The sequence below is a fragment of the Streptosporangium brasiliense genome (assembly GCF_030811595.1).
GTDB classification, from domain to species: Bacteria; Actinomycetota; Actinomycetes; order Streptosporangiales; family Streptosporangiaceae; genus Streptosporangium; species Streptosporangium brasiliense.
Map to the genome: position 1 here is coordinate 7,531,708 of NZ_JAUSRB010000002.1, position 26,358 is coordinate 7,558,065.

The 26,358-nt window shown below is 72.1% G+C and carries 27 protein-coding genes and 1 pseudogene; 9 read left to right on the forward strand and 19 right to left on the reverse strand.

What is annotated here, in order from left to right:
• Window positions 1-37: 37 nt before the first annotated feature.
• Both J2S55_RS43495 and J2S55_RS43500 read right to left on the reverse strand, forming a co-directional pair.
• Entirely contained in the window at window positions 38-613 is a 576-nt protein-coding gene (locus J2S55_RS43495) for a hypothetical protein (protein WP_306873546.1), read from the reverse strand.
• Window positions 614-841: 228 nt separating this feature from the next.
• Window positions 842-1,330: a MarR family winged helix-turn-helix transcriptional regulator gene (locus J2S55_RS43500; RefSeq protein WP_306873548.1), complete on the reverse strand. Its 489-nt coding sequence runs from the start codon at window positions 1,328-1,330 to the stop codon at window positions 842-844.
• Between the two features lie 201 nt (window positions 1,331-1,531).
• Between J2S55_RS43500 and J2S55_RS43505 the strand changes: the two genes are divergently transcribed.
• Window positions 1,532-2,689: a cytochrome P450 gene (locus J2S55_RS43505; RefSeq protein WP_306873550.1), complete on the forward strand. Its 1,158-nt coding sequence runs from the start codon at window positions 1,532-1,534 to the stop codon at window positions 2,687-2,689.
• Window positions 2,690-2,875: 186 nt separating this feature from the next.
• Here J2S55_RS43505 and J2S55_RS43510 read toward each other — a convergent pair whose 3' ends face one another.
• The 3 genes from J2S55_RS43510 to J2S55_RS43520 all read right to left on the reverse strand — a co-directional run bounded on the left by J2S55_RS43510 (window position 2,876) and on the right by J2S55_RS43520 (window position 5,915).
• Entirely contained in the window at window positions 2,876-3,655 is a 780-nt protein-coding gene (locus J2S55_RS43510; protein ID WP_306873552.1) for a class I SAM-dependent DNA methyltransferase, read from the reverse strand.
• Window positions 3,656-3,849: 194 nt separating this feature from the next.
• Entirely contained in the window at window positions 3,850-5,064 is a 1,215-nt protein-coding gene (locus J2S55_RS43515; RefSeq protein ID WP_306873554.1) for a cytochrome P450, read from the reverse strand.
• Window positions 5,065-5,441: 377 nt separating this feature from the next.
• A complete protein-coding gene (locus tag J2S55_RS43520) occupies window positions 5,442-5,915 on the reverse strand; it encodes an RrF2 family transcriptional regulator (RefSeq protein ID WP_306873556.1) in 474 nt (157 codons plus the stop codon).
• 81 nt (window positions 5,916-5,996) lie between these two features.
• On the opposite strand from J2S55_RS43520, the gene J2S55_RS43525 reads away from it, so the two are divergent.
• From J2S55_RS43525 to J2S55_RS43545, 5 genes and pseudogenes are all read left to right on the forward strand, one after another.
• On the forward strand, window positions 5,997-6,740 hold the full coding sequence (locus J2S55_RS43525) for an SDR family oxidoreductase (RefSeq protein ID WP_306873557.1): 744 nt from the start codon (window positions 5,997-5,999) through the stop codon (window positions 6,738-6,740).
• A gap of 253 nt (window positions 6,741-6,993) precedes the next feature.
• Window positions 6,994-7,446, forward strand: a complete 453-nt coding sequence (gene aroQ, locus J2S55_RS43530; protein ID WP_306873559.1) for a type II 3-dehydroquinate dehydratase — start codon at window positions 6,994-6,996, stop codon at window positions 7,444-7,446.
• A gap of 290 nt (window positions 7,447-7,736) precedes the next feature.
• Window positions 7,737-8,150, forward strand: coding sequence for a nuclear transport factor 2 family protein (locus tag J2S55_RS43535; protein ID WP_306873561.1), 414 nt, complete (start codon window positions 7,737-7,739; stop codon window positions 8,148-8,150).
• A 256-nt stretch (window positions 8,151-8,406) separates the two neighbouring features.
• Window positions 8,407-9,420 (forward strand): annotated as a pseudogene (locus J2S55_RS43540) (RNA polymerase sigma factor); the annotation flags it as partial.
• Between the two features lie 88 nt (window positions 9,421-9,508).
• Window positions 9,509-9,667: a hypothetical protein gene (locus J2S55_RS43545; RefSeq protein ID WP_306873563.1), complete on the forward strand. Its 159-nt coding sequence runs from the start codon at window positions 9,509-9,511 to the stop codon at window positions 9,665-9,667.
• Window positions 9,668-9,828: 161 nt separating this feature from the next.
• Here J2S55_RS43545 and J2S55_RS43550 read toward each other — a convergent pair whose 3' ends face one another.
• From J2S55_RS43550 to J2S55_RS43565, 4 genes are all read right to left on the reverse strand, one after another.
• The gene (locus J2S55_RS43550) at window positions 9,829-10,587 is read right to left on the reverse strand and encodes a peptidylprolyl isomerase (protein WP_306873565.1); all 759 of its coding nucleotides are present in this window, start codon (window positions 10,585-10,587) and stop codon (window positions 9,829-9,831) included.
• Between the two features lie 172 nt (window positions 10,588-10,759).
• Window positions 10,760-10,975 carry a zinc-binding dehydrogenase gene (locus J2S55_RS43555; RefSeq protein WP_306873567.1) on the reverse strand — a complete coding sequence of 72 codons (216 nt, stop codon included), beginning with the start codon at window positions 10,973-10,975 and terminating at the stop codon, window positions 10,760-10,762.
• Between the two features lie 284 nt (window positions 10,976-11,259).
• Window positions 11,260-12,228, reverse strand: coding sequence for a phosphotransferase family protein (locus J2S55_RS43560; protein WP_306873568.1), 969 nt, complete (start codon window positions 12,226-12,228; stop codon window positions 11,260-11,262).
• Between the two features lie 132 nt (window positions 12,229-12,360).
• The gene (locus tag J2S55_RS43565) at window positions 12,361-13,812 is read right to left on the reverse strand and encodes an MFS transporter (protein ID WP_306873570.1); all 1,452 of its coding nucleotides are present in this window, start codon (window positions 13,810-13,812) and stop codon (window positions 12,361-12,363) included.
• Window positions 13,813-13,980: 168 nt separating this feature from the next.
• Here J2S55_RS43565 and J2S55_RS43570 point away from each other — a divergent pair, with 168 nt between their 5' ends.
• Together J2S55_RS43570 and J2S55_RS43575 are read left to right on the forward strand one after the other, a co-directional pair.
• A complete protein-coding gene (locus J2S55_RS43570; RefSeq protein WP_306873572.1) occupies window positions 13,981-14,580 on the forward strand; it encodes a helix-turn-helix domain-containing protein in 600 nt (199 codons plus the stop codon).
• 205 nt (window positions 14,581-14,785) lie between these two features.
• On the forward strand, window positions 14,786-15,580 hold the full coding sequence (locus J2S55_RS43575; protein ID WP_306873574.1) for a patatin-like phospholipase family protein: 795 nt from the start codon (window positions 14,786-14,788) through the stop codon (window positions 15,578-15,580).
• 147 nt (window positions 15,581-15,727) lie between these two features.
• On the opposite strand, the gene J2S55_RS43580 is transcribed toward J2S55_RS43575, so the two are convergent.
• The 7 genes from J2S55_RS43580 to J2S55_RS43610 form a co-directional block, all read right to left on the reverse strand.
• A complete protein-coding gene (locus J2S55_RS43580) occupies window positions 15,728-16,969 on the reverse strand; it encodes a sensor histidine kinase (RefSeq protein ID WP_306873576.1) in 1,242 nt (413 codons plus the stop codon).
• Window positions 16,970-17,010: 41 nt separating this feature from the next.
• A complete protein-coding gene (gene cseB, locus J2S55_RS43585) occupies window positions 17,011-17,700 on the reverse strand; it encodes a two-component system response regulator CseB (protein ID WP_306873578.1) in 690 nt (229 codons plus the stop codon).
• 15 nt (window positions 17,701-17,715) lie between these two features.
• Window positions 17,716-18,891 carry an ABC transporter permease gene (locus J2S55_RS43590; protein WP_306873581.1) on the reverse strand — a complete coding sequence of 392 codons (1,176 nt, stop codon included), beginning with the start codon at window positions 18,889-18,891 and terminating at the stop codon, window positions 17,716-17,718.
• A gap of 2 nt (window positions 18,892-18,893) precedes the next feature.
• Complete coding sequence (locus J2S55_RS43595; protein ID WP_306873584.1) at window positions 18,894-19,568, reverse strand: ABC transporter ATP-binding protein; 675 nt, start codon at window positions 19,566-19,568, stop codon at window positions 18,894-18,896.
• On the reverse strand, window positions 19,561-21,258 hold the full coding sequence (locus J2S55_RS43600; protein WP_306873587.1) for a peptidoglycan-binding protein: 1,698 nt from the start codon (window positions 21,256-21,258) through the stop codon (window positions 19,561-19,563). The genes J2S55_RS43595 and J2S55_RS43600 overlap by 8 nt, the downstream gene beginning before the upstream one ends.
• A complete protein-coding gene (locus J2S55_RS43605; RefSeq protein WP_306873589.1) occupies window positions 21,258-22,052 on the reverse strand; it encodes a hypothetical protein in 795 nt (264 codons plus the stop codon). Before J2S55_RS43605 ends, J2S55_RS43600 begins: the two co-directional genes overlap by 1 nt.
• A 308-nt stretch (window positions 22,053-22,360) precedes the next feature.
• Complete coding sequence (locus J2S55_RS43610; protein WP_306873591.1) at window positions 22,361-23,206, reverse strand: class I SAM-dependent methyltransferase; 846 nt, start codon at window positions 23,204-23,206, stop codon at window positions 22,361-22,363.
• 66 nt (window positions 23,207-23,272) lie between these two features.
• Between J2S55_RS43610 and J2S55_RS43615 the strand changes: the two genes are divergently transcribed.
• Entirely contained in the window at window positions 23,273-23,857 is a 585-nt protein-coding gene (locus J2S55_RS43615; protein ID WP_306873594.1) for a TetR/AcrR family transcriptional regulator, read from the forward strand.
• A 136-nt stretch (window positions 23,858-23,993) separates the two neighbouring features.
• Here J2S55_RS43615 and J2S55_RS43620 read toward each other — a convergent pair whose 3' ends face one another.
• The 3 genes from J2S55_RS43620 to J2S55_RS43630 all read right to left on the reverse strand — a co-directional run bounded on the left by J2S55_RS43620 (window position 23,994) and on the right by J2S55_RS43630 (window position 26,341).
• Complete coding sequence (locus tag J2S55_RS43620) at window positions 23,994-24,503, reverse strand: GNAT family N-acetyltransferase (RefSeq protein ID WP_306873597.1); 510 nt, start codon at window positions 24,501-24,503, stop codon at window positions 23,994-23,996.
• Window positions 24,504-24,756: 253 nt separating this feature from the next.
• Window positions 24,757-25,794, reverse strand: coding sequence for a serine hydrolase domain-containing protein (locus J2S55_RS43625; protein ID WP_306873599.1), 1,038 nt, complete (start codon window positions 25,792-25,794; stop codon window positions 24,757-24,759).
• Between the two features lie 124 nt (window positions 25,795-25,918).
• A complete protein-coding gene (locus J2S55_RS43630) occupies window positions 25,919-26,341 on the reverse strand; it encodes a PepSY domain-containing protein (protein WP_306873602.1) in 423 nt (140 codons plus the stop codon).
• Between the last annotated feature and the right edge of the window lie 17 nt (window positions 26,342-26,358).

The following is a 26,358-nucleotide window of genomic DNA, read 5'->3' on the forward strand; positions in this document are numbered from 1 at the left end:
CGGCTCCGGCGAGCCCCACTCCCTCGCCGAGCGCGGATCAGGCCACGGAGTGGCTGATCGTGCCGGTGTAGGTGCCCGCCACCGCCTGAGCGGGGATGTCGATCACGATGGTGGGGTCCCAGGTGGCGGAGTTGTCGCCCGACCCGGTCGTCTTACTGAACGCGGTGTAGGGCACGTCCAGCACCTCCGCGTCGGCGGCGTCGGGCTGACCGGGGACGAAGGTACCGGTGCCGGTGGTGGCCGTCGCCGGACCCGACCAGTAGGAGACCGCCGTGGTCGGGACGGTCTCCGAGCCCGTTCCGCCGCCCGTGGTGAAAGCCGTGCCCCACACGGTCGCCGTCCAGGTGGCGCTGAGCGCAGCCCGCTCGTCGGACACCGTGACCGCGCCGAGCGGCCCGCTGATCTGCGTGCCCGGCGGGCCGCTGCCGATGGCGACCGGGCCGTCGGGCACGGTGATCTCCAGCCCGTCGTCCGCGATCACGGTGAAGGTCACCGTCGTGGCGCACGTGGTCGACGGAGCGCACGTGTCGGCCGCCGAGGGCGCGGCCGGCACCGTGGACACGATGGCAACGGCGGCCCCCGCCCACAGGGCGCAGAAACGGCTCTTCAACACTGCGATCTCCCTCAGCGCGCCCCGGCCTGGACGGGGTCCCGGCATGTGATCACATCGTGCTCGGCAAGCGGAGTCCGGAAACGGCATGTACGAGCATCTGACAACTCTTTTGTCATGATCTAATGCCGCTTGACATTCTCTGCAGGCAAGTACGGCCCGGCTACCGACGTCGGTGAGATCGTGCTCGACGCCGGCACCGGAACCCCGCCCGGGACGGCACACGCACCCTCAGGCGTCCCGCCCCTGTTGCGCGAGCTCGGCCTCCAGGCTGGTGCGCAGCTGGGTCAGGAAGGTCTCGAACTGCCGAAGCAGTTCGGGGGGGTACTGGGACAGGATGGCGTCCTGGCGTCCGTTGACCGGCCCGAAGAACTCGCCGGCGAGCTTGCCGACGTGCCCGCAGCTGCGCAGGGTGACGATCCGCCGGTCTGCGTGTTCGCGGGTGCGGGTGATGTGGCCGGCCTGTTCGAGGCGGTTCAGCAGCGCGCTCATGGCCCCCAGGGACAGTGAGATGCGCTTGCTGAGCAGGGCCGGGGACAGCGGGGCGCCCCTCTCCTCGGCGGAGGCGATCTCCAGGAGAGCGAAGGCGTCGGTGGCGTGCACGCCCAGCACGGTGGCGAAGCGGCGGCCCAGCTCGGTGAAGCTCGCCCCGTAGGCCCTGAGCTCTTCCGCCAGCCGTTCGCGCTGCGCCGCGACAGCGCCGAGCATCTGCTCCTCCATCAGGTCCTCCCTCTCCTGGCGGCGATCCGCGCCGGCGGCCGTGTTGACAATCTACCGCCACAAGAATATTTTACGGCGGAATTACATTGCCATGGAATTAACTCATGGTGGAAGTATCTGCTCCATCCCCCCGCCTTCCGCCCGCCGATGACCCGTCCTCGCCCCACCCGCCAAGATCCAGAAGCGCCCCGAGGAGCCCCGATGCCGAACGCGCCCCACGCCGAGCTCGACCCCTTCGCCGCCACCGTCCGCGGCATCGGCGAGCCCCATCCCGCCCACGCCGCCCTGCGCGCCCTGGGCCCGATCGTCCACGCTGACGCCCCCGCGGGCGGCCCGGTGTGGATCGTCACCGACTACGCGCTGGCCCGCGAGGTCCTCGCACATCCCGACATCGTGAAGGACCCCGCCTACGCGCCGGCGCACTGGGACCCCCGGAGCGCGGGCCTCGAACCCACCGCCGCCGCGCAGCCGTCGCTCACCACCCTCGACGGCCCACCGCACGAGCGGCTACGCCGCGCGCACGCCCCGCTGTTCACCGCCCGGCGGATGCGGGACCACCACGGGCCGATCACGACGATCGCCCGCACACTGCTCGCCGAACTCGCCGCCACCGGCGAAACGGTCGACCTGATGGCCGACCTCACCACGCGCTTCCCCCTCACCGTCGTCTCAGAAGTCCTCGGCATACCGCTGGACATGGTGGACCAGGCCATGGCGGCCTGCCGGGGGATGCACAGCAACCGCCCCCAGGATGTGGCGGCGGCCATGGCCGCCTTCGCGGAACTGGCCGCCGCCGCACTCCGCGACGGCCAGGACGGCATCGCCGTCGAGCTGCGCGATCGCGTCCCCGCCGAGATGACCGAGGAGCAGGTGCACTACCTGCTCTTCACGCTGATCTACGCCGGGCAGCTCACCACCGACGCGGTGCTGGGCTTCCTGCTCGCCCACCTCCTCGACCCCGACCGCGCCGCGGACAGGCCCCCGACCGACGAGCTCGTCCGGGAGACGCTGCGCCTGCACCCGCCCGCCCCCTTCACCCTCTGGCGATTCACCGCCACCGACGTCGAGCTCGCCGGGGTAGGGCTGCCCGCCCGCTCCCCGGTGCTCGTCGACATCCGGGGCATCAACACCGACCCGGGCCGGCCCGCCGGGCCCGACCTCGCCTTCGGCGCCGGCCCGCACTACTGCACCGGCGCCCAGCTCGCCCACCTCGAGCTGAGCGCGATCGTGGAGGTCCTGCGGACCGACTTCCCCGACGCACGCCTGGCGGTGCCCTTCGCCGACCTGCGGCAGATCACCGTCGGCGGCATCCAGGGGAGCCGGCTGGCCGCCCTCCCGGTCACGCTCGGCGCTGCGTAGAGGATGTCGGAGAACCTCGGGCGGGCACTCGGGCGAGGCCAGGAAGCAGCGCGATGACCACGGCCGGGTGGATCGTGCTCTCCCGGGCGGCGGACGGGTGTCCGCCGTCCCCGGCCGGGCGGCGGTAGCCGTCCGGCCGGGATGAACGTGCGCTCCACCACCCGGCGGCGCGGGGCGCGGGCGTGCTCAGCAGGCCCGGCGGGCGACGTACAGGATCCGGTCGTGGTCGTCCTCGTCGGCCGGCTCCCGCGCCGCCGTCCCCACCAGCCCGCGGGTGGCCACGACGCGCAGCCCGGCCCGCTCGGCCACCCGGCGCACCGTCCGGTCGGAGTGGTGCCGCTGCACGTGCCGCATCGACACCCGCTCCCAGCCCGTACCGGCCCGCTCGAACAGGTCGAACTGAGTGACCACGACCGTGTCGGCCTCGATCGGCGGGGACAGCGCGAACCACGCCACGTACCGGTCCCCCCGGTCGGCGATCGCGGGGACGCCGAACGCGCGCCGGTAGTAGCCGATGGTGATCAGGTCGAAGACCAGCACCCCGTCCTCGGCGAGCTGGTCGCGCGCGGCCGCCAACGCCCGCCGCAGCTGGTCCGTGGCGGTCAGGTACGCCATCGGCAGATCCACGCAGGCGACCACGTCGAAGCCGCTCAGCCCGGGTGGGGGCTCCTGCAGCTGTCCCACCAGGAACTCGATCCCCTCGGCCCCGGGCCGGCGCCGGGCCATCGCCGCCATCGCCGGGGACAGGTCGTAGCCGGTCACCTCGAACCCTCGCTCGCGAAAGGCCACGCTGCTGCGGCCGGTCCCGCACCCGGCGTCCAGCAGCCGCCGCCCACCCGACCCGTACCGATCCGCCGCCTCCACGTAGCGGTCCACCAGAGCGGCGGTGTCCATCTGCGCGTTCAGCTCGTCGTACCGGGCCGCGATGGTCTCGTAGGCCGCCAGCGTCTCGTCCACATGCGACATGTGCGCCTCCTGGGCGCGGCTGTCCCGTCGGACTCGCGCCGGGTCAGAAGGCCGCGCCGGGCTGTCGGGCCCGGCGCGGCCGGCGGGAGAAGGCTTACCAGATGTGCCATGCCTGCCGGTTGACCCGGCGGCCGGTAACCCGGCGCAGCAGCTTCCTCATGGAGTTCACCTCCTTTCCTGGTGACCGATGGTGGTCAGGGGGTCTGGTGTGGGGTCCGGCGCAGCTGGAAGCGGGGAGGGGTGATGATGCCCGCGGCATGGGGACGTCCATGGCCGCCGCGCACCTCCAGGCGGGCGCCGTCGGTCACAGCGGCGAGCAGATCGGTGGCCAGGGTCTGGGCGACGGCGGCGCCGGCGCAGGTGAACGGACCGCCACCGAAGGGCAGGTAGGGCCCGTGGGGGCCGGGGCCGTCCCACCGGCCGGGCTCGAACCGGGTGGCCCGCGGCCAGTGCCGTTCGTCGCGGTGCAGCAGGTAGGCGCAGACCGACACGCTCTCCCCCGGCTCCAGCAGCACGCCGCCGACCTGGTGGGCATGGTGCACCGGGCGGCCCAGCAGCCACGCCACCGGCCACAGCCGCAGCGACTCCCGTACGGCCGACTCCGCGGGCACGGCCGCCAGGTCGACGCCGTGGGTGGCGGCCGCCAGCAGCGCCCAGGCGACCACGTGGCCCACCGGCGCCACCGAGGTCCGGAACAGCAGCAGGTACACCTGGGCGATGTGCGTGGCGGGCGTGTCGGGCGGGGTCGCCCCGATCACGGCGTCCAGCAGGTCGCCGAGCCGGCCGGGCCGCGGGTCGGCCCGGCGGGCGCGCACCTCGCCGGCGACCGTCCGCACCACGCGCGCCCACAGCGCCCGCCGCGCCGCGCCCGCCAGCCGGCCGCCGGAACGGATCAGGACATCGCGCCGCACCACCTGTGCCATCAGCTCCCGCAGCGCCGGTGGGCTGTCCGGGCGCAGCAGCGCCTCGGCCAGGAACCGGTAGGCGACGGCGCGCCCGGCCGACGGCCACTCGCTGACCTCCCCCAGCTCCGCCACGAGGGCGGGCAGCCGTCCGCGGTGGGCGGCCAGGTGGGCGCGTAACGTCGTGCGCGCCGCCCGCCCGATCGCGACCTGCGTCGCCCGCGGCCCCAGCCGGCCGCCGCGGACGTGGAAGAAGTCGGACACCTCGCCGTAGTGGCCCTCGTCGTCGTGCAGCACCCGCATGGCCTCCACCGGGTCGGCCACGCACAGCGACCCGTCGTCGGGCAGTCGGAACACCGGACCCCGCTCGCGGGCCGCCTGCTCGACGAACCCCAGCGGGTCCCGGCGATACCATCGCGCCGCCCCGCCGGGCAGGCCCCCGGCCACGCCCGCCCCCGGGAGCCTCCCGCCGGGAGCGGCCTGATCCGGTTCTCCGAGCGTCGCCATCCCCACCTGCCTCACGCCGTCCGCGATCTCAGATGCACGCGCAGGAGGTGCCGTCCGCGCGCCCCGCCAGGAGAACAGCGTCGCCCGCCACCTCACCGGGCAGGCGACCGGACCCGCAGGCCTGCCGGTGCGCGGCGACGATGAAAAGACGACACCAAATCAGGAACAGCGGCAGCTTATACCTTTAGATCATCCTTACTGTTTATTGAGTGAACAATGGGAAATATCGGCATTTAATTTACAGAATTGACGGAATGCAACGGTGAGCGCACCCCGGGAGCGGGCCACCCGCTCCCGCACCGTCCCCGCCGGGACGGGAGCCGGCCTCGCCCGGCCGAGGCCGGAGCCGACAGCATCCGGCCATGGCGGCGCACGGACTACCCCGTCCCCGACAGACGCAGCCGGGTACGGGACGGCGCCGACGGAGGCAGCGCGGCGAGGACGTCGGCGAGGGTGACCCCGGCAAGACTCCCCCGCCACGCCTCATGCGCCTCGGCCATTTTCTCGGCGAGAATGCAGGTGCGGCGGCACTCCTCCGGAGGCAGCGCCCCCCGCCCCTGCTGGCGGATCTCACGGCACTCATACGGCGAGGACGTGCCGTCGACGGCCTCGACGATCTGCAGGAGCGTGATCTCGGAGGCGGACCGCGCGAGCCGGAACCCTCCCCGCGGGCCCGTGGTCGCGGCCAACAGGCCGGCCCTGACGAGCGCCTTCAACTGCTTGGTGAGATAGGCCGCCGGCAGATCGTAATACTGCGCCAGCTGCGCCGCCGACGCCGCGGCTCCCGGATCGAGCTGTGCCAGCGTCGTGGCGCAGTGCAGAACCCATTCAGTGCTCACAGGCAGCTTCACGGCCCGAGTCTATCGCAGACATTGTGGACCTGTTTAGTCCATGATAGCGTCCGCACCGCAACAGAAGAAGGAGAGACCATCATGCGGATCGCAGTTGCCGGCGCGACCGGGAACATCGGAGCCCTCACCGTCACCGCCCTCCAACGGGACGGACACGACGTCGTGCGCATCAGCCGCTCACTCGGCGTCGACCTGTCGACCGGCGACGGACTCGACGACGCCCTGGCCGGCGTCGAGGCGGTCATCGACGCCACCAACGGACCGGCGACCGACCGGGCCGAGACGGTGGCCTACTTCGGCACCGCCACGCGCAACCTGCTCGCCGCCGAGGAACGGGCCGGCGTCCGCCACCACGTGCTGCTCTCGATCACCGGGATCCATCACATCGAAGGCAACGCGCACTACGCCGGCAAGCGGGAACAGGAGCGCCTCGTGGCCGCGGGACCGGTGCCGTGGACGATCGTCCCGGTCACACAGTTCCACGACTTCGCCGCGATGGTGGCAAGCTGGACCGAACAGGACGGTGTCGCCACGATCGCACCCCTGCTCGTACAGCCGATCGCACCCGCGGACGTGGCCGACGTCCTCGCCGAGATCGCGGTGGGCCCGCCGCAGGGACATCACGCCGACGTCGCCGGACCCGAACCGCAGGATCTGGTGGACATGGCCCGGCGCACCAACGAGGCACGCGGCCGCACGGTGAAGCTCGTGCCGACGTGGTCGGGGCCGTTCGGCCTGGCGATGGCCGGCAACGCGCTGCTGCCCGGCGAGGGCGCCCGCATCGCACCGACCACCTTCGACGAGTGGCTCGCCGAACAGCGATAGGGCCACCGCCGTAAGCCGCCGCCACCCGGAGCCGGTGCGACCGGGACGGCGAGCGGGACGGCGACCGGGACGGCCTCCGGGCATCCGCCGAGCCCCCGTCCGCCCGCGGAGTGGATGGGGGCTGCCCGCGACGGAACTTGAAACCGGCCGAATGCCTTTACAGTGTAGATCAATAAATCCGGCAGACGCCGCTCAGGACATCACCCCCGGCAGGGCCGCTCCCGGCCCCGCGAATGAGCGATAATGATCCCCCATGACCAGCGTCCACATACTCAACGGCCCGAACCTGAACCTGCTCGGCACCCGCAGGCCCGAGGTCTACGGCACCACGACACTCGCGGCCGTCGAGGACCTGTGCCACGAGGAGGCCGCCCGGCTCGGTCTGGACGTGGTCTTCCGCCAGTCCAACCACGAGGGCCGGCTGATCGACTGGATCCACGAGGCCGGGGCGCGCGTCAAGGCCGGTGAGGTCATCGGCGCGGTCTTCAATCCCGGGGCCTACACCCACACCTCGATCGCCCTGCACGACGCCATCGAGGGCACCGAGCTCCCGGTCATCGAGGTGCACATCTCCAACGTGCACCGCCGGGAGGCGTTCCGGCACCACTCCTACATCTCCCCCGTCGCGCGCGGCACCATCGTCGGCCTCGGCGTGGACGGCTACCGCCTCGCCATCGACGCCCTCCACAGGATGTCCCTGGCGTAGCCGGACAGGAGCCTTGCCCCAGCCACATCAAGGGGCGCTGAGGCGCTGAAGCCGGCCCGCTCGGAGCCGGGCACGCCCGCCCGTTACCTAATGCGCGGCGAGGAGAGCGGCCGGACTACCTATCCGTGCCAGATTCCGCCTCCTCCGGTTTTCCGTAACGTCATGACCGGCAGCGGGGCCCGAAACGCCCGCGGCCTCCCGACAGCGTTTCCAGCACACCGGCCGACCTCGGTCGGCCATCCCCCGTACGCCCTCCGCCACCAGCGGCCGGAAACACCCGTGAGGACGACATGACCATCCGTGCCACCGTTGAAGAACTCCTCCGCCGGATCGGCGAAGGAGACCCCGACAAGATCGCCGAACTGTACGCGGAGCGGGTCGACTGGCAGGTCGACTGGCCGGCCGTCCCCTCCGGGACGGTGCCCTGGATCCGCCCCCGGTCGACCCGGGCCGACGTCGCCGACCACCACCGCACCCTGTCGGCGCACTGCGTGCCCGGACAGGGGTCGGCGACGGTGACGGCCGTCCTCACCGAGGGAGCGGACGCCGTGGTGATGGGAGAGACCTCGCAGACGGTGAAGTCCACCGGCAAGCGGTTCACCATACGGTTCGCGCTGCACCTCACCGTGGACGACGGTTTGATCACCCGCCACCATGTGTACGAGGACAGCCTCGGGGTCGCCGAGGCGTTCGCGGACTCCTGAGACCACGTTCCCGGTCCTCCGTTCGGCCCGCGTCACCAGGCACGGAGCGACTGCGAGCGGCAGGTACGGAGAACACCGCGGCCGGCCACGCGCCCGCGCGCTCCGTGACGCCCCTCCGTCGGCGCGAGCGGCCCCGCCGGGGTCCGGCCGGTCACCCGTATGTGCGGGAGATGGTCGCAGCATGCCCGCGCGGGACGTACGGTGATCGGCACAGCTTTCACCTCCGGGAAGGTGCGCCGCCGTGACCATCACCGCCGATGACGATGTGCTGATCCTGTCCGACCACGACGAGGAAGACGACCACTCCCCCATCTCCCCCACCGCGGGCGCGGGCGCCAGCGCCGACGTGGTCAAGGACTACCTCCAGCGGATCGGCCGGGTCGGCCTGCTGTCGGCCGAGCAGGAGGTCGAGCTCGCCCAGCGGATCGAGGTCGGGGTGTTCGCCGCCGAGCGGCTCGGCCTGCACGGCGGCCCGGACGGCAGGGCGACGCCCGCCGAGATGCCCGCCGACATGCGGGCGGAGCTGCAGTGGCTGAGCGACGACGGTCACCGGGCCAAGGACCATCTGCTGGAGGCCAACCTCCGCCTGGTCGTCTCGATCGCCAAGCGGCACACCGGCCGCGGCATGGCCTTCGCCGACCTGATCCAGGAGGGCAACCTCGGGCTGATCCGCGCGGTGGAGAAGTTCGACTACACCAAGGGGTTCAAGTTCTCCACCTACGCCACCTGGTGGATCAAGCAGGCCGTCACCCGCGCACTGGCCGACCAGGCCCGCACCATCCGTATTCCGGTGCACATGGTCGAGGTGATCAACAAGGTGGCCCGGGTGCAGCGCCAGATGCTGGTCGCCCTCGGCCGCGAACCGTCCCCGGACGAACTCGCCACCGAGCTCGAGATGCCGGTCGACAAGGTCGTCGAGGTGCAGAAGTACGGCCGTGAGCCGATCTCCCTGCACACCCCGCTCGGCGCCGAGGGCGACACCGAGTTCGGCGATGTGATCGAGGACTCCGAGGCGATCGCCCCGGAGGAGGCGGTGGCCTTCACCCTGCTGCAGCAGCAGTTGCACGCGGTGCTGGGCACGCTGCCGGAACGCGAAGCCGGCGTGATGCGCCTGCGGTTCGGCCTGGCCGACGGGCAGCCGAAGACCCTGGACGAGATCGGCAAGGTGTACGGCGTGACCCGGGAGCGGATCCGGCAGATCGAGTCCAAGACCATGGCCAAGCTCCGCCACCCCGTCCGTGCCCAGGCGTTGCGCGACTACATGGAGTGAAACCGCGACGCGCTCCCCATGACGCGCGACCGGGCCGCCGCCGCTCCGGCTCACCGGCGACCTCGCGCGGGTCCGGCGCAGGGACTACGTGTACGCGGCGGGATGGGACGGCCGGCCCCCGTTCACCCCGGTCCACCAGCGGCTGCGTGAGGACCCCTCGTGGGCCACGCACGCGCTGGACAGCGGGCACAACCTCATGCGGGACGCGCCGGAGGACCTACTGAAGATCCTTCTGGCGGGCCGTTGACCCGCCGGGCCCCTGAACGCCGCGGTCCGAGACCGTCCTCGGCGGTAGACGCGCCCGCGCCCGCCGGCGCGCGGCGCGGCTACCGCTCCTCCTCGGACAGGTGCCGTTCGACGGCGCCTCCGTGGCGGACCGCCCACGGATCGGGCGCCGCGGGTGACCGGCTAGCGGCGGACCCGGGCGTCGTCGATGTCGACCGGGAGGGCGGGCCTGCCGTCCACCGGCGGCGTCGGGCCCTCCGGAACGGGCTGGATGCCGCCGGCCGCGATGCGGTCCAAGGTGGCGAGCCCGGCGGTGTCGACCGTTCCGAAGATCGTGTAATTGGGTGACAGCCCGGAGTCGCCGTAGACCAGGAAGAACTGGCTGCCGTTGGTGTCCGGTCCGGCGTTGGCCATGGCCAGCACGCCGCGCGCGTACGTCTTGCGCTCCCCGGTGGGGGTGCCCGGCCACGGCGGCAGATCGGTGGGCAGCTCGTCCTTGTACCGGTAGCCCGGTCCGCCCTCGCCGGTGAAGCTGGGGTCGCCGCACTGCAGCACCTTCAGCCGGTCGTAGGCGGTCATCCGGTGGCATGAGGTGACGTCGTAGAACTTGTGCCGGATCAGGTGCACGAAGCTCTGCACCGTGCATGGCGCCTTGGCCGGGTCGAGGGCGAGCCCGATGTCACCGTGGTTGGTCTTGAGGACCGCGGAGACCCGCCGGGTGGGCGTACGGCGCGGGTCCGGCGGCAGCGGCACCTTGCGTGCGGCCGGCTCGTCCGGGGTCTCGGTGTAGCGGCACGGGCCTTTCGTCGTCCTCGGCGGCCTGTCCCCGGTCGCGTCCGCGGCCGCCGAGACGGGTACGGCTCCGAACGCGACCAGTGAACCCGCCGTGGCCGCGGCTACCGCGGCTCGTGCCGCGAGTCGCAACAAGGCTCTGTCAGACATGGCGTCCTCCATGGGGGATGATCAACGGGCTCCCTGTGGTCTAATCGATCTGACCGGCGCCGTCAAGGGCGGACGGGGCCGCCGAGATCTTCGGCGGCGGACCGGGCGACGGTCACGCCGGGGCGTCGACGGCGGCCTGGCCGACAGCGCCCCGGGCAGACCGGGGCCGGCGTCATCCGATCCGGACGACGCTCTTTCCGTGGGTCGCTCCGCCGGCGAGACCGGCGATGGCGGCCTCGACGTCGGCCAGCTCGTACTCGGCCGTGATGTCGACGCCGACTCTGCCGTCCCCGACCAGTTCCAGCGCGCGGCGTACGCTGTCGGCGGGCCGCTCGGGATGGGGCTGGTTGATCAGGTCGTAGGCGGTGGAGGTGACCCAGCCGAGCACAGGCAGTTCTGCGACCTCCTCGATCGAGCCACCGAAACTCTGATCGAACAGACCCCCCGTCCCGCCAGGTCGACATCCCAGCACCCCCTGTCGACCTGAGCCGCGCCGGAAAACCTGATGTGAGGGCCGCGCGGGGCCGGCGGGCCGGTCGGTGGATCCGGTGCGGGCAGCACGCGGTCTCCTGCGGATCCCGCCCTGCCGGTCCTGTCCCTGGGACGGGCCGTACGGCACGCGCAGGTATCCGCTCCGCCCAAGGCGTCAGGCCGGCCGTGAAGAAGGGGTGGTCATGACGGGTTTCCGACCCATCCCGTGCGCGTGCGCAGCCACTCCAGGGCGGCTCCGCCCTGGGCCGCCTGGAAGGCGCGTAGTGTCGGCAGACCTGGTGGATCGGGCTGACGGGACTGCCGGATGAAATACCCGGCGAGTGCGGCCAGCACCGCGGTCACCGCCGCGGGATCGGCGTCCCGCCCGACCGGATGGGCGGCGAAGACCTCCTCGGGCGGCGGACCTCCCTGCATCCTCACGCTGGGCAGCATCTGCAGCAGGTCGAACCAGCCGGCTCCGACGGACGCCCACGGCCAGTCGACGACCACCACCTCCTCAGCGGTAAGCAACAGGTTGTCCGCCCGGATGTCACCGTGCACCAGGCTGTCCCCCTCGACGGCGTCCGGCCAGCGCGCCTCCAGATCCGCCAGCGCATCCAGATGGCGCGCTGCCCACGTGTCAAGGCCGACCAGCTCATCACCGCCTGTTTCACGGTCCGCGACCAGGCGCCGCCATCCCTGGAACTGCTCACCGAAGCGCTGTCGCGCGGGCGGGGCGGGGATCGGGGCGGGGGTCAGCGCGGTGGCCAGCCGGGCCAGGGCATCCAGAACGCGTCCCAGCTCATCGGTCCGCCATGGAGCGGCCGGCGGGTGACCGTCCACGTCTTCGAACAGCAGCGCGACCCAGCCTCCGGAATCGAACGAGGCCAGCATCCTGGGTGCGGGCACTCCAGCGGGGAGCGCAGCGGCGATGCGAGCTTCGGCTCGATAGATGTCGGCGGTGAGTGGATTCGGCTCGGGACCGACGGCCTTGGCGAACGCGCGCCGGCCGTCGGCCAGCCTCAGCCGCACGGCGGCGCCCGGCGAGAACCCGCCGGTCTGTGTCACCGCCTTGACGACCGGGGCACCCAGCCGGGTTTCGACGGCTCGGCGGACCTGTTCGGGTACGGCATGCCACGGCAGGCGCGTCCCGGTTGCGGGGGCGTTCATCCTGACATCTTGGTGAAAATCGCACTCGACGGCGACTGCGACGGATCACCGGCGTGCAGCGGGTCGCCTTCTCATCCCCGACACGTACCACTCTGTCGTGCGGCCTATGCCGGTGGAGTCCCTGACGGTCCGTCAGCCTCCGCCCGGCTGCCTGCCCACCCCCACCCCCGCCGTCCGCCTACCGCCACCCGGCTCTCCGCCCACCTGCGGGTTCTGGTGCCGGCCGGCAGCCGGCGCCATCAGGGTCGCGACAAGTACGATCAGGCCGCAGCCGGTGACGAGGAGCCAGCCGGGACGTAGCGCCTGGGCGAAATGTGCGGGTGAGGCGTCGACGACGACGCTGCCCGCGACAGCGATGCCGAGGGCCGAGCCGAGTTGGCGGGCGGTGGAGGTGATCCCACCGGCGACGCCGGCGCGGGCCGGCGGCAGGCCGCTGACCGCGGTGTTGGTGATCGGCGCGTTCGCGAACCCGAACCCGATGCCGACGAGCAGGTAGGCCGACGACAGCGACCGGATGTCGGTGTGGTCGCCGATGCCCACGAGGCAGAGACCACCGGCCGTGATGAAACCCCCGGCGAGCGCCAGCGGTGGGCGCGGGCCGAAACGTCCGACGAGCACCCCGGAGAGCGGCGCGCACACGGTCGCGGCGATGGCCATCGGGAGCGTGACCATCCCTACCGCCAGCGGGGTCATGCCTCTGGCGTGCTGGAGGTAGAGGGTGTTGAGCAGCAGGGTCGCGCTGAGGGCGACGAACACCACGACCGCGCCCACGACGGCCGCGACGAACGGCGGCCGGCGGAACAGCCGGGGGTCCACCAGCGGCTCGGCCCGTCGCGACTCGACCCACCCGAACGTGGCCGCGGAGACGGCGACGATAACGTAGCCGGCGATCGCCGCGGGCGAGTCCCACCCGATGTGCGGTCCCTCGATCAGTACGGCGACCGAGCAGCCGACCACCACGGTCAGCAGCAGCTGCCCCGGAGCGTCGAGCCGACGCGGACGCTGCGCGCGCGACTCCGGGACGAAGACCGCGGTCAGCACCAGCACCGCGGCGACGACCGGCACGTTGATCCAGAAGACCGACCGCCAGCCGACAGCCGAGATCAGAGCACCGCCCGCGACAGGCCCGGCGGCCATGCTGACGCCGAAGACGGCCGCCCACACGCCGATCGCACGCGCCCGCTCCTTCGGCTCGCTGATCACGTTGACGACGATGGCGAGCGCCACCGGGCTGAGCATCGAGGCGCCGACCCCCTGCGCGACGCGGGCGGCGACCAGCGCGCCGATGGTCGGCGCGAGCGCGCACGCCACGGACGCGGCGCCGAACACGACCAGCCCGAGCCGGAACACACGTCGCCGTCCGATGCGGTCGGCCAGCGCGCCGGAGGAGATCAGCAGGCTGGCCAGTACAAGCGTGTACGCGTCGACCGCCCACTCCAGACCGCGGGTTCCGACACCCAGGCCGGCGCCTATCGACGGCAGGCCGACGTTCACGATCGTCGTGTCCAGTCCGACCAGGAACAGGCTCAGGCAGCAGATCGCCAGCACCGTCCAGCGTCTGGACGTGGCGGGTCGGGGGTCCATGGTTGCTCCTTCGTGGCGCTTGGCGGGCACTCGCGGAATCGAGGCCTCGCGGGGCCAGGACAGCAATGTCGGGCCATCGGGTGTCGATCGGGTAGGAATTTTGCGGAAACTGCAAAAAACCGGCCCGGCCTGGTCGGACCGGTGCCCGGTCGGGCCAGACTGGTGGGCGTGGATGCCGAACTGGAGCAGTTGCTCGCCACCATCGGGCCTCGGCTGCGCTCACTGCGCCGCGACCGCGGCATGACCCTCGAGGCGCTGTCGGCGGCGACCGGCATCTCGGTCAGCGGCCTGTCCCGGATCGAGTCCGGCAAGAGACGCCCGACCCTCGAACTGCTCATACCGCTCGCGCGGGCGCACCGTGTCGCGCTCGATCAGCTCATCGCCGCCCCGGCGACCGGCGACCCACGGGTTCACCTGACCCCGCTGCGGCACCGCCACCGCCGCGGAAGCGTCCTCGTGCCCCTGACGCAGTACCCGGGCCGCCTCCAGGTCTTCAAGCAGGTGATCCCGCCCTGCCCTCGCCGGCTCGTCACCCACACCGGCTACGAGTGGCTCTTCGTCCTCGCGGGAGAACTGCTGCTCGTCCTCGGGGAGCGCGAGCTCACGCTCCGTCCCGGCGAGGTGGCCGAGTTCGACACGGCCGAGCCGCACTGGTTCGGCCCCAGTGGCGACCGCCCCGTCGAGATCCTCCACATTTTCGGCAGGCAAGGCGACAAGGCCCGGGTCCGTGCGCGCCCAGCCGCCCTCCCGGAGCACCAGGCCGACTGAGCTCCGCCTCCCAGCCCACGTCTGGAGGTCGTGCCCTTGCCGGTGTCCGGGCTCGACGCCACCGCCGAGGCCGCCCGCGCCGGCGGAGCCGAGCCATGGGCGATGGCGCCCATGGTGACCACCGTGGGCAGGGCCGCGAGGACCTGGAGCATCGGATCGGCCACGCCGTTGACCTCAAGTTTGGTTGAGGTAACAGGATGATCGCATGAAACGTGCTCTCGTACTCGGTCCTGGCGGCGTCGTCGGTACGGCATGGCTGGCCGGGCTCGCCGTCGGCCTGCGCCGTACGGGCGTGGACCTGGCCGACGCCGACCTGATCGTCGGCACGTCGGCCGGCGCCATCGTCGGCGCCATGCTCGCCGTCGGTGAGGATCTCGACCGCCTGGCCAGCCTCCCGGGCCCCCGGGACGGCGACACCACCACCGACCCGGCCAGGCTGGCCGAAGTCTTCGCGACACTCGGCGATCCCGCGCTGGACCGGGAGGAGAAGCTGCGCAGGATCGGGCGGGTGGCTCTCACCGCCGACGTGGCCCCCGAGCGGGCCCACCTCGACCGGACGGCCGCCCTGATCAACGCCCGTGACTGGCCCGGACGGCCTCTCCTGATCACCGCGGTCGACACGGAGACCGGCGAATCTGTGGTCTGGGACCAGGACGGGGATGCGCCGCTGCTGTCCGCCGTCGCCTCCAGCTACGCGGTGCCCGGCCTCTACCCGCCCGTCACGATCAACGGGCACCGCTACATGGACGGCGCCTTTCGCGCGGGCGCCAGCGCCGATCTGGCGGCCGGCGCCGACGTAGTGATCGTCATCGAGCCCCTGGCCCACGTCTTCCCCAGCGGTTCTCCCCTCTCGATCGCCCCTGACCAGGAAGCTCTGGATGCCTTCGGCTCCGACCTCCACGACAGGTCGGCCTGGGAGGCGTCCTACCAGGCGGGCGTACGGCAAGCGGCGCCGGCCGCGGAACGCGTCGGAGGGCTGTGGAACGGCACCGCCGGCTGATGAGCCCGCTCGCGTCGCGGCGCAAGCGCGACCAGCTTTCGGTCTTGAGATTGAGGCGCGGCCGCTCTCAGGTGGACCGAGCAGCAGGCCGTACGGGATCGCAGCGGGCTGTCCGGGTCTGGCTGGGCCCGTACGGCCCGGGGCCGGCTATCGATCCGGTGCCGGTGGTGTGCCGGGCAGGGTGACGGTGACGCTCGCGCCGCCGCCAGGAAGGTTGGCGAACTGGAGGGCGGCCCGGATGACGCGGGCGTGGCCGGACACGATGGTCAGGCCGAGCCCGTGCCCGCGGCCGCGCTCGGTCCGTCCGGTGCGGAAGCGCTGCGCCTGCCCGTTGCCCAGGTCGGCAAGCAGGTCGGGCGGGAAACCGGGTCCGTGGTCGCGGATGACGATCTGATGGGGGCGCACGGTGATCTGTACCGGGGCGGCGCCGTGCGCGTGGGCGTTGAGGACCAGGTTGGCGACGATCCGTTCGAGGCGGCGCGGGTCGGTGACGGCTGTCGCGTGGCCCTGCTCGCCGACGGCATGCAGGTCGGCGGGCACGCCGAGACGGTGCAGCGACTCCCGCACCAGGTCGGCCAGCGGCACCGGCTGCTGGTCGGGCTGCTCGCCGCCGGCGTCCAGGCGGGATATCTCCAGCAGGTCGTCGACCAGGCCGCGCAGCACGCCGATCCGGTCGCGGACCAGGTCGGTGGCCTGCCCGTCGGGCAGCAGCTGGCCGGCGGTCAGCAGGCCCATCAGCGGGGTACGCAGATCGTGCGCGACATCGGCCGTGAAGCGCTGTTCGGCCAGCAGCCGCCGCTGCAGGCTGGCGGCCATGGAGTTGAGCCCGGCACCGATGTCGGCGATCTCGTCCCGGCCGCTCGCGTCGGTCCGGGCGTCCAGGTTGCCGTCGGCGATCTGGCGGGCGGTGCGGGCGACGCGCCGCAGCCGCCGGTTGGGGAGTTCGGCCGCCAGCACCGACAGCGGCACCACCCCGGCCAGGGCGAGCAGCGCGGCTTTGACCATGTCGCGGTCGAGCGCGTACAGGCTGCGCAGCTCCGAGCCCACCGAGATCTGTACGCTCACCGCCCGGCCGCCGTCGCCGCCATACGGTTGGGCGGCCCACATCCACGGCTCGTCCCGGTGATCGAGCCCGTACCAGGTCGCCGGCCGGCCGGGCCGCAGCCGGGCGGCCAGGGCGACGGGGAGTTCCTGGACGGTCACCACGTCCTCGGGCAGGCCGGCGCGGGCCAGTGACTGTTCGAGCGCCTCCAGGGCTTGGCTCTCGGCCCCGTCCAGGGTGCGCTGCCAGGTCGCCCGGTGCACCAGGAGGCCGACCACGGCCGCGACGACGACGCAGGCGGTCGTGACGAGCGCGGCGATCTTCCATCGCAGCGAAGCCGGATTCATCACCGGGGCCCCTTTTAGGTAGTGCGCAGTCTGTAACCGAATCAGGTGATACGCAGTTTGTAGCCGAACCCGCGGACCGTCTCGATGCGCTCGGCGCCGATCTTCTTGCGCAGGCGCTGTACGCACAGGTCCACCACGCGGCTGTCGCCGTCCCAGCCGTAGTCCCACACGGTGCGCAGCAGCGTCGCCCGCTCCAGCACGATGCCCGGGTGGGCGGCGAACTCCAGCAGCAGCCGCAGCTCGCTCGGGGCCAGCTCGACGCGTTGCCCGGCCCGCCGTACCTCCAGCGCGCCGGTGTCGATGCTCAGCTCGCCGAAGGCGAGCACAGCGCTCGCGGCGGCCTGGCCGGTCGCGGGCTCGGGCCGGGCGATGGTGGCCCGGCGCAGCAGTGACCGGATCCTGGCCACCAGCACCGGCAGGTCGACTGGTTTGACCACATAGTCGTCGGCGCCGCCCTCCAGCCCGGCGACGACATCCAGACCGTCACCGCGCGCCGACATCATGAGGATCGGCACCTGGCTGGTCTCCCGGATCCTGCGGCACACGCTGATGCCGTCCAGGCCGGGCAGCATCACATCCAGCAGCAGCAGGTCGTGGCCGCCCGCCTGGGCTGCCTCCAGACCGGTCAACCCGTCAGCGGCGGTCGTCATCCGATAGCCGTAGCGTTCCAGAGCCAGGCCGACCGACGTGCGGATCACCGTGTCGTCTTCGACGAGCAGCAGGGATGTCATGAAAATGCACCATATCTAGCGAAGTGCGTTGACCGGTTCCATGCGGGCGGCACGCAGGGCCGGGTACAGGCCCGCGAGCAGCCCGACGACGGCGCCGGCGGCAGGTGCCGCGGCGGCCAGCCGTACATCCAGCACCGGAGTCCACTGCTTGGCGGCGCAGACCGCGACGATCACGACGATCCCCACGGAGGCGCCGATGATGCCGCCGGTCAGCCCGGTGAGGGTGGACTCCAGCAGGAACTGCGCGGCGACGTGGCGGCGGGCGGCGCCCAGGGCGCGGCGCAGGCCGATCTCGGCGACGCGCTCCATCACGGTCACCAGCGTGACGTTGGCGATGCCGACCGCGCCGACGACCAGGGAGACCAGCCCGAGGATCAGGAAGAGGGCGTTGACGTCGCCTTCCACCGCATCGCGCGCCCTGGTGGGGCTGGACGGCGACATGACCTGGAGAAGGCCCTCGTTGCCGGGGCTGAGCGCGGTCGGCGCCTGCTTGGCGATCAGTTCCGCGGCGCCGAGACCGGTGTTGACCAGGACCCGGGTCACGGTGCTCAGGCCGTAGCGCTTGCCGATCGCCGGTGGCAGCAGGACGGCGCTCGCGAGGCTCTTTTCGCGTTTCGGGTCGTCGAGCACGCCGATGACGGTGTATGCCTGGGTGCCGATGAAGATGGCCGGGGCCCGTTCCAGCCGGGTGATGCCCAGCATCCGGGCCGCGTGCCGGCCCAGCACGACGACCTTGTCCCCGCGGGCGATGTGCCCGGCGTCGAAGTAGCGGCCCTCGACCATTCTGCCCTTGACCGCGGCGGGCAGGCCGGGGCTGCTGGCGACCACCGTGAGGGTCTGGTCGGTGACCCGGGTGGGGTCCACGACGTCGTTGGAGCGGACGCTGAGGTTGGCGCTCTGTTCCGACTCGGCGAGGGCGGCGGCGGAGACCACCCCGCGCAGCCGGGCCACCCGGCTGACGTCGGCCCAGTCGACCAGGGGGAACGGGTTGTCCGGGACCTCGACCGTGACGGAGGTGGCGGTCAGCTCGTCGAAGCGGCCGACGATCTGGTTGCCCGCCGTCGCGGCGACGCCCAGGGTGACCACGAGTGTGGTGATGCCCAGCACGGTGCCCAGCGTGGTCAGCGCCGAGCGCGCCGGGCGGGCCAGCAGGCCCGCCATGGCCTCGTTCAGCAGGTCGCGCGGGTGCACATCTACTCCTCCGTGAGGATGCCGTCGGTGATGCGGACCCGGCGCCCGGCCCGGTCGCTCACCTCGTTCTCGTGGGTGATGACCACGATGGTCATGCCCTGGGCGCGCAGCTCGTCGAACAGGTCGAGCACGGCGTCGGTGTTCCTGCTGTCGAGGTTGCCGGTGGGTTCGTCGCACAGCAGCAGCGACGGTCCGCCCATCAGGGCGCGGGCGATGGCGGCGCGCTGCCGCTCGCCGCCGGACATCCTGCCGGGCAGGAAGTCCACCCGGTGCGACAGCCCCACCCGCTCCAGCGCCCGCATCGCGCGCTCCCGCCGCCCCCTGCGCGACCCTGCGCCGTAGATCTCGGCCAGCATGACGTTCTCCAGCACGCTGCGGTGCGGCAGCAGGTGGAAGGACTGGAAGACGAAGCCGATACGACTGCCGCGCACCGTGGTCCGCGCGCCGTCCTTCAGCGTGGTGGTCTCGATGCCGTCGAGCCGGTAGCCGCCGCTGGTCGGCCGGTCGAGCAGGCCGAGCATGTTGAGCAGGGTGGACTTGCCGGACCCCGAGGGGCCGACTATGGCGACATAGTCCGACTTTTCGACTCTCAGGTTGATGGTGGAGAGCGCCCTGACGGGGGGTTCGGTGGGGAACTCCTTGGTCAGGTCGTCGAGCAGGATGACCGGCTCAGGCACCGTTGACCACCACCAGGTCTCCCGGCCTGAGGTCGCCGGTCACCTCCACGGCTCCGTCGGCGGCCAGGCCGGTGCGCACCTCGACCTCCTTGGTCCGGTCGGGCGCGGTCTCCACCTGCACCCGGGCCCTGCCGTCGGCGGCGGTGACGACCGCCGCTGCGGGGACCACGAGCACCTCCTTGCCGGTGGCGCCGATGGTCACGCGGACGGTGACGGGGGCACCGGCGAGCTTCCTGAGGCCCTTCATCGAGGCAGGAGTGATCATCACCGGCACGGCGCCCTTCGCGTCGCGCCCGCCGAGGGAGGTCACCGTGCCGGGGACGGTCCTGCCGTCCTCGGTTTCGATGGTCGCCTCCAGGCCCGTCTTCAGCCGCCCGGCCTCAGCCGCGTCCACCGAGCCCGAGACCACGAAGGTGGAGCTGGTCACCGTGGCGATCGGCCTGTCCACCAGCTCACCCGCCTTGACGGTCGCCTTGTGGAGGCGGGCCGGCAGCCTGGGCAGGAAGACGATCTCTCCCGGCGGGACGGTGGTGCCGTAGGTCCGGGAGAACTCGGCCAGCAGCGCCTGTGCCGCGGCCAGGTCACGCTGGGCGTTGGCCACCCTCAGCTTGGTGGGCGAGAGCTGTCTGGCCTGCCTGAGCGTCTGCTCGGCGGTGACGACGGCCTCGCGCGCCAGCCGGAGGTTCTTCCCCAGCTCGGTCAGCCGCCTGTCCCGCGCGATCCCGGCCTCCTCCAGCACTCGCTCCAGCGCCGACCGGGCGGCGGCCACATCGGCTCCGGCGTTGGCGACCCGGAGTTCGAGCAGGCGGGTGTCGGCAGGCGGCCCGGCCGGGGCGCCTGGGCTGGGAGTGGGCGCGGGGGTGGGCACCGCGCGGGCCTGGGCGAGCTCCTGCTCGGCGGCCAGCAACCTCTCCTCGGCCGCTCGCACGGCGCTCTCGGCGGCCTCGACCCTGGTCTCGTCCTCGGTGGTGTGCTCCTGTGCCCGCGCGCTCTCCAGCGCCTGTCCGGCCTCCTTCAGATCCCGCCGAGCGTTGGCGAGCTTCACCTTCAGCGGGAGCACGTCCAGGCCCTGGTCAAGCGCCCTGCGCTCGGTCGCGAGCACTTCCTGCGCGGCCCGTACGGCCCTGCGCAGGTCGTCGCGCTTCTGCCGCAGCTCCAAGGTGGGCTGCTGCGCCTCATAGTCCCGCTTGGCGTAGAAGCGCGACACCGCGGCGATGGTCGCCCGGTCGAACACCCCGGTCATGGGCGCGTGGTGGCCAAGCCCGCGCAGCGCTCTCTGCAACTGCCTGACGTCGGCCCCCTTGGCGCCGGGGAGGAGGCCGCGGTGCATCGGCACCTTGCCGGTGAAGACGAACACCGGGCGCCCGTTCACCTCCATCACCACTGTGCCCTCCGTGATCGTGCCCGGCCGGGGAGCACGGGTGGCCCGCTGAGCGGCGTCGTCGCCGCCCACCACCCCGGCCAGCGACACCGGGTACGGCGAGCCGTACTCCAGGGCGCCGCTGATCACCACGGTGCTGACCAGCTTGCGCCGCTCGACCTCGACCGTGACCAGCGACGGTCTGGGCGGCTTGCGTGCCGCCGCCTCGTCGGCTGGGGAGCGCAGCAACGTGCTCACTCCCCAGCCGGCCCCCGCGACCATCAGGACCACGGCCAGCACCAGCAGCAGCTTGCCGCGCGGGGTGCGCATCACTGCTCTGTGTATCCGAACTTCACCCTGGCCTCGTTGTTGAGCCGGGTGCTCAGGGGGATGAAGGCGGCGTAGAAGTCCTTGCCGCACTCCAAGTCGGCCAGCGCCGACTTGATCTCCTTGGCGAGGTACGGCCTGGCCGCCTCCGCCGTGACCTTGCCCGCCTTGCGCAGCTTCTCGAGCTGCTCGTACCACACCTCCAAGCCGCGTCCACCCAGCGCCAGCGGCCTCGCGGACGTCACCCGCTCCCCCTTGGACCTCAGGCACTCGGCGAAGGGCGCGGCGAGCTCCACGAGCTTGGGGTCGCCGTCGAGATCCTTGTCGATGCGCTCGATCTCCTTGCTCATCTGCTCGTGGTAGTCATCGAGCGAGGTGACCTTCAGGCCGTTCACCTGCCGGAGCGCGTCGACCCGGCACTCGTTCATGGTCTTGGTGTAGGCCTGCCGCTTGTTGGCGGGGAGGCTGTCGATCGTCGCCCGGTTGGGGTCGGGATCCTGCTTGGCCGCCGGGTCCGGGTAGACGAAGGCGGAGAAGACGCCGAAGCCGTACTTGCCGCGGGCCTCCTTCATCGCCGCGTAGTCGCCGGTGCCCGCGTCGGACCTCTTGGGCCGGCTGACCGAGGGGGTGTAGGAGAAACCCTTCTGCTTCATGCAGGTGGCGATGACGTTCTCCCGCTCGCGGGCCTTGTCCACCGGGGCGCTGCCGCCGCCGGCCGCGGGGGGTGTGTTCCCCCCGCAGCCGGTCAGCACCGCCAGGGCGAGCAGACCGGGCAGACCACGCGTCAACACACGCACAGAGGACTCCTTCACGGTGGGATCGCGCCGCCCTCGCGGCGCCGTGGCCACTCTGGAGGCCGCTTTCCTCCGCTCCGCATCCGCCGGGTGTCCGTACGCGCTCAGCCGTGTATCCGCCAGGTATCAACGTCACAGGCCGTCCGGCGATGGCGCTCGGCGGGATCTTCCCCGCCGGAGGTCCCGACCTGTTTCTCAGGGCGCGGGCGCGGGACCCGCACCGGCTCGGCCGCCCCCGTGGCGAGCGGCGTCATCGGTGTGTCCACCGTGGCCTCGCCCCGGCCGGTCGGCATCGGGCACACCCCGGTGCGTCACGGGCCCACCGGCGGGGTCGGCGCGGCACCGGTGCGCGCCGCGGTGACCGCCACCGTGGCGTAGCGCATCGTGAAGCCGCCTCCCACCGCGTCGATGGCGGCGCCGACGCCCGCCAGCACCGCTTCCAGCGTGGCCGGCGGGAGCTGGGTGTGGCCACCGGTGGTGGGCAGTTGGTCCAGCCACTCGTCCCGGGTGTAGACCTGCTCCCAGTCGAACCGCCACTGCTCCGGCTCGCTGAACGCGCCCGCCTCCCGGATGCCGTCGGCCGCCTTGGCGGACAGCGCCGAGTATCCGTCCGAGCTGACCGTCCATTGGCGGGAGGCGAGCGAGCCGGGCATCACCCGGCGGTAGACCTCGGAGAAGGCGCCGGCCACATCGGGCGGAGGCTGGCCCACGTTCCAGAACACCGCCAGCCGGCCACCGGGCCGCAGCGCCTCGGCCGCCTTCGCCGCTCCCGCGACCGGTTCCACCCAGTGCCAGGTCTGCCCGGAGACGACGGCGTCGAACGCCCGGCCGGCGGGGTCCCAGGCTTCGAACCCGGCCACCTCGACCTCGAGCCCGCGCTGTCGCGCCCACTCGGCCATCCGCGCGTCGACCTCGACCCCGAGCACCCTGCAGCCGGCCGCCTGGAACTGCCGGGCCGCGATGCCGGTGCCGATGCCGACGTCGAGAAAGTCGGGCCCGGGGCTTTCGGCGACGATCCGCTCCACCATCGCGTCGGGATAGCGGGGCCTGGCCCGGTCGTAGCGTTCGGGGTCCGAGCCGAAGGACTCCGCTATCCGGCGGGCCAGGTGAGGTCTGGGTTCGGAGGGAAGTGATCGCTCCGGGGGTATAGTGGGCATGTGCCCACCATAAATGGGCACTTGCCCACTCGTCAACGGTGGGCCTGGCGAGCGAAGGAGACACACGTGCCGACAGGGGTAGCCATCCGCGACGCGCGCGAGCAGCTGTTCGACGCCGCCGAACGCGTCCTGCTCCAGGACGGACCGAGCGCGCTGACCAGCCGGGCGGTCACCACGGAGGCAGGTTGCGCCAAGGGCGTCCTGCACCGGCACTTCGCCGACTTCGACGCATTCCTCGCCGAGCTCGTGCTGGACCGCATCGCCCGGCTCGACAAGCAGGCCGCCGCCCTGCGCGACTCCGCCGGGACCGGCACCGTCGCCGGCAATCTCACCGACGCGCTGACGGCCCTGTTCGGGTCGGTCGCCGTGGCGATCGTCGGCCTCGTCACCTCCCGGGACGACCTGCGCGCCCGGCTGCGCCAGGCCAGGCCGACCGGCGTCCCGGTCCTGACGGAGGCAGCGGCCATGATCGCTTCTTATCTCACCGCCGAGCGGGAACTGGGCCGCGTCGCGGCGGACGCCGACGTCGACACGCTCGCTCCCACCCTGATCGGGGCCGCGCACATGCTGTTCGCCGACCGGAAAGGCAGCCCGCCGGAGGCCGGCGCCGTCCACAAGGTCGTGACCACGGTCCTTCCCGGCGCCGGGTGAGCGCCACCGCCACGGACGGCCGCCCCGGGCCCGGGGCGGTCCGGAGATCTACGCCGGGATCCTCGACAGCGGTGAGGCGCCGCCCTTCTGGGCGCGCCGCCGTCTGTCGGCGCCCCGGCGCCACGGGTGGGCCGGATCAGTGAAAGATCAGCTCGTACTCGACCTGCTCGATGGGGTTGCCGTCGCCGAAGTCGTGGCCGCGGACCGCGCCCGACTCCACGAAACCGCTCTTGGCGTAGAAGCGACGGGACTGAGGCGTGTCACGTAGCGTCCACAGATGGACCCGCCCGAAGCCCTGCTCGCGGATCCTGTGCAGGGAGGCGGCCATCAGGGCATTCGCGACGCCGGTCCCCCAGCCGTCCGGGTGACCGTAGAAACCGAAGATCTCCGCCGTCTCCGGCCGCGCCGGCGAGGAGCCGAAGTAGGAGAAGGCCAGCCGCCGCCCGTCCAGTGCGGCGAGCATGGCGGTGCCCTCGTCCTCGGCGAGCACGCCGGGCCATCTGTTGCGCCGCCGCCGCAGCGCCTCGGTGAAGAACTCCGGAGCGAAGAAGGAGCCGTAGGCGGCCTTCCAGGACTCCGCGTGGATCTCACCTATCGCGTCCCCGTCCTCCGGAGAGGCCTGGAACACCGTGAAGACTCTGGTCACAAGATCACAGTAGTGGACCCTGGCACCTTCTGCAATTATTACGCACTTGCTTGATTTTAGTATTTGCAATCTACTTGCAATAGGCGACGGGGACACACGTCCGAGCGGTGGACACGGAGAACGGAGATCCGGCCCCTCCTCAAGCCACCTCGCCGTCGGAACAGACACGATGATCAGAGGGCGGCACGATCGAGCCGGGCCGCTTCGACGGCGTGCCCGGTCCGACTGTCGGCCGCCGGCCGCCGGCCGCCGGCTAAGAGTGCTCCGCCTGCAGGGTACGGAGCAGGTCGAAGGCGGGGCGATCCAGCGACCGCTGCGTGTTGCTGAGCATGGCGACGGCCACGCCCTTCTCGGGATCGAAGCCCACGAACGAGGAGAACCCTCCGGTCATCCCGTTGTGCCAGATCTGAAGGTGGGCACCCTGTCGAGGGTGCAGACGCTGCCCCGTCCAGCCGAGATGCGCCCAGGTGAAGGGATTGATCCGGTGCTCGATCCGGCGGCTGAGCCGGATCGCGTCGGCGACCCCGCCGGCGCCGCCGTCCAGTTGGGCGCGGACGAAGGCGGCCAGATCGGCCGGCGTCGATCGCAGCCCGCCCGCACCGGCCATGTCCGCCATGTGCCAGGCCGCGGCGGGGCCGCCACGCCGGGTGTGCCCCTGAGCCAGGCGCGCCGAGCGGCCGCTGTCGACGGTGATGCCGGTGTCGGCCAAGCCCAGAGGGGTGCAGATCTCCCGGTTCATCAGTGTCTCGTAGTCGGTGCCGGCCCGGTGGGCGAGCGCCAGTCCCAGCAGTCCGGCGCCGAGGTTGGAGTAACGGAACCGGCGTCCGGGCGTGCCACCCAGCCGGGTCCGGGCCAGCCCCCGCAGCAGGAACTCGGTGCTGCATCCGGCGTAGGGATCCGGCTTCGACGGACGTAGCAGCGCCTCCAGCAGCATGCCCTTGGGCAGGCGGGGCAGACCCGAGGTGTGGGTCGCCAGATGCCGGAGGGTGATCTCCTCACCATCCCGTGAAGGCACACTCGCTCCCTCGGGCAGTAGCGCGGCCAGGGGCTCATCGAGATCGACCGTGCCCACCACGGCCAGCCGCGCCAGGGCCAGGGCCGTGAACACCTTGGTCACCGAGCCGATCTCGAACACCGTGTCGGCACCGGGCGTGCCGCCGTTCTCGCCACCCACGCGCCCGGCGCCCCGGATCTCCACCGAGCCGGGGACGAGCGCAACGACCACCACGCCGGTGTGTTCGGCCACCAGCCGATCGGCTGTCTCCTGCACGAGGCCGTCTAGATCTGTCATACCTGGTCATTATGGGCGTCCGAACGTGTGATCCGGACCGCCCTTGGTCCCTCGACGAGCGCGTGTCCGTGTCCGCGACAGCGCCCGGCGGGCCGGTCTCCGCCGGCCCGCCGTCCGGGGCCGGTCAGTCGTCGTCCTGCCCGTCGTTCTCCTGGCCGTCGTCGGTGTCGGCCGCCTCGGAGAGGATCTTGCCGGTGGTGGCGTCGACGACGATCTCCCGTCCGGCTCCCGCGCCGTCGGCGACCTCGATCTGCCACGAGGTGGTACCGCCCTCGGTCTCCAGGTCGGAGGAGGTGACCCATCCGCCGTTCACCCTGGCGAGCGCGGTCTGCTGGGCCTGCTCCGCCAGTACGGCGGGCTTGCGCGTGACGTCCGCGTCGTCGTCGGCGTCCTGGGCGGGGGTGGCCGTGCCGGGGGTGGGGGTGGCCGTGCCGGCGGGCGAGGAGAGAGCCGGGCCGGTCTCGTCCCGGTCGGCGAAGGCGACGCCGCCTCCGACCGTGAGGGCGGCGAGGGCGATTCCGGTAAAGATGATCATTGGCTTGCGCATCAGGGGTGCTCCGTTGT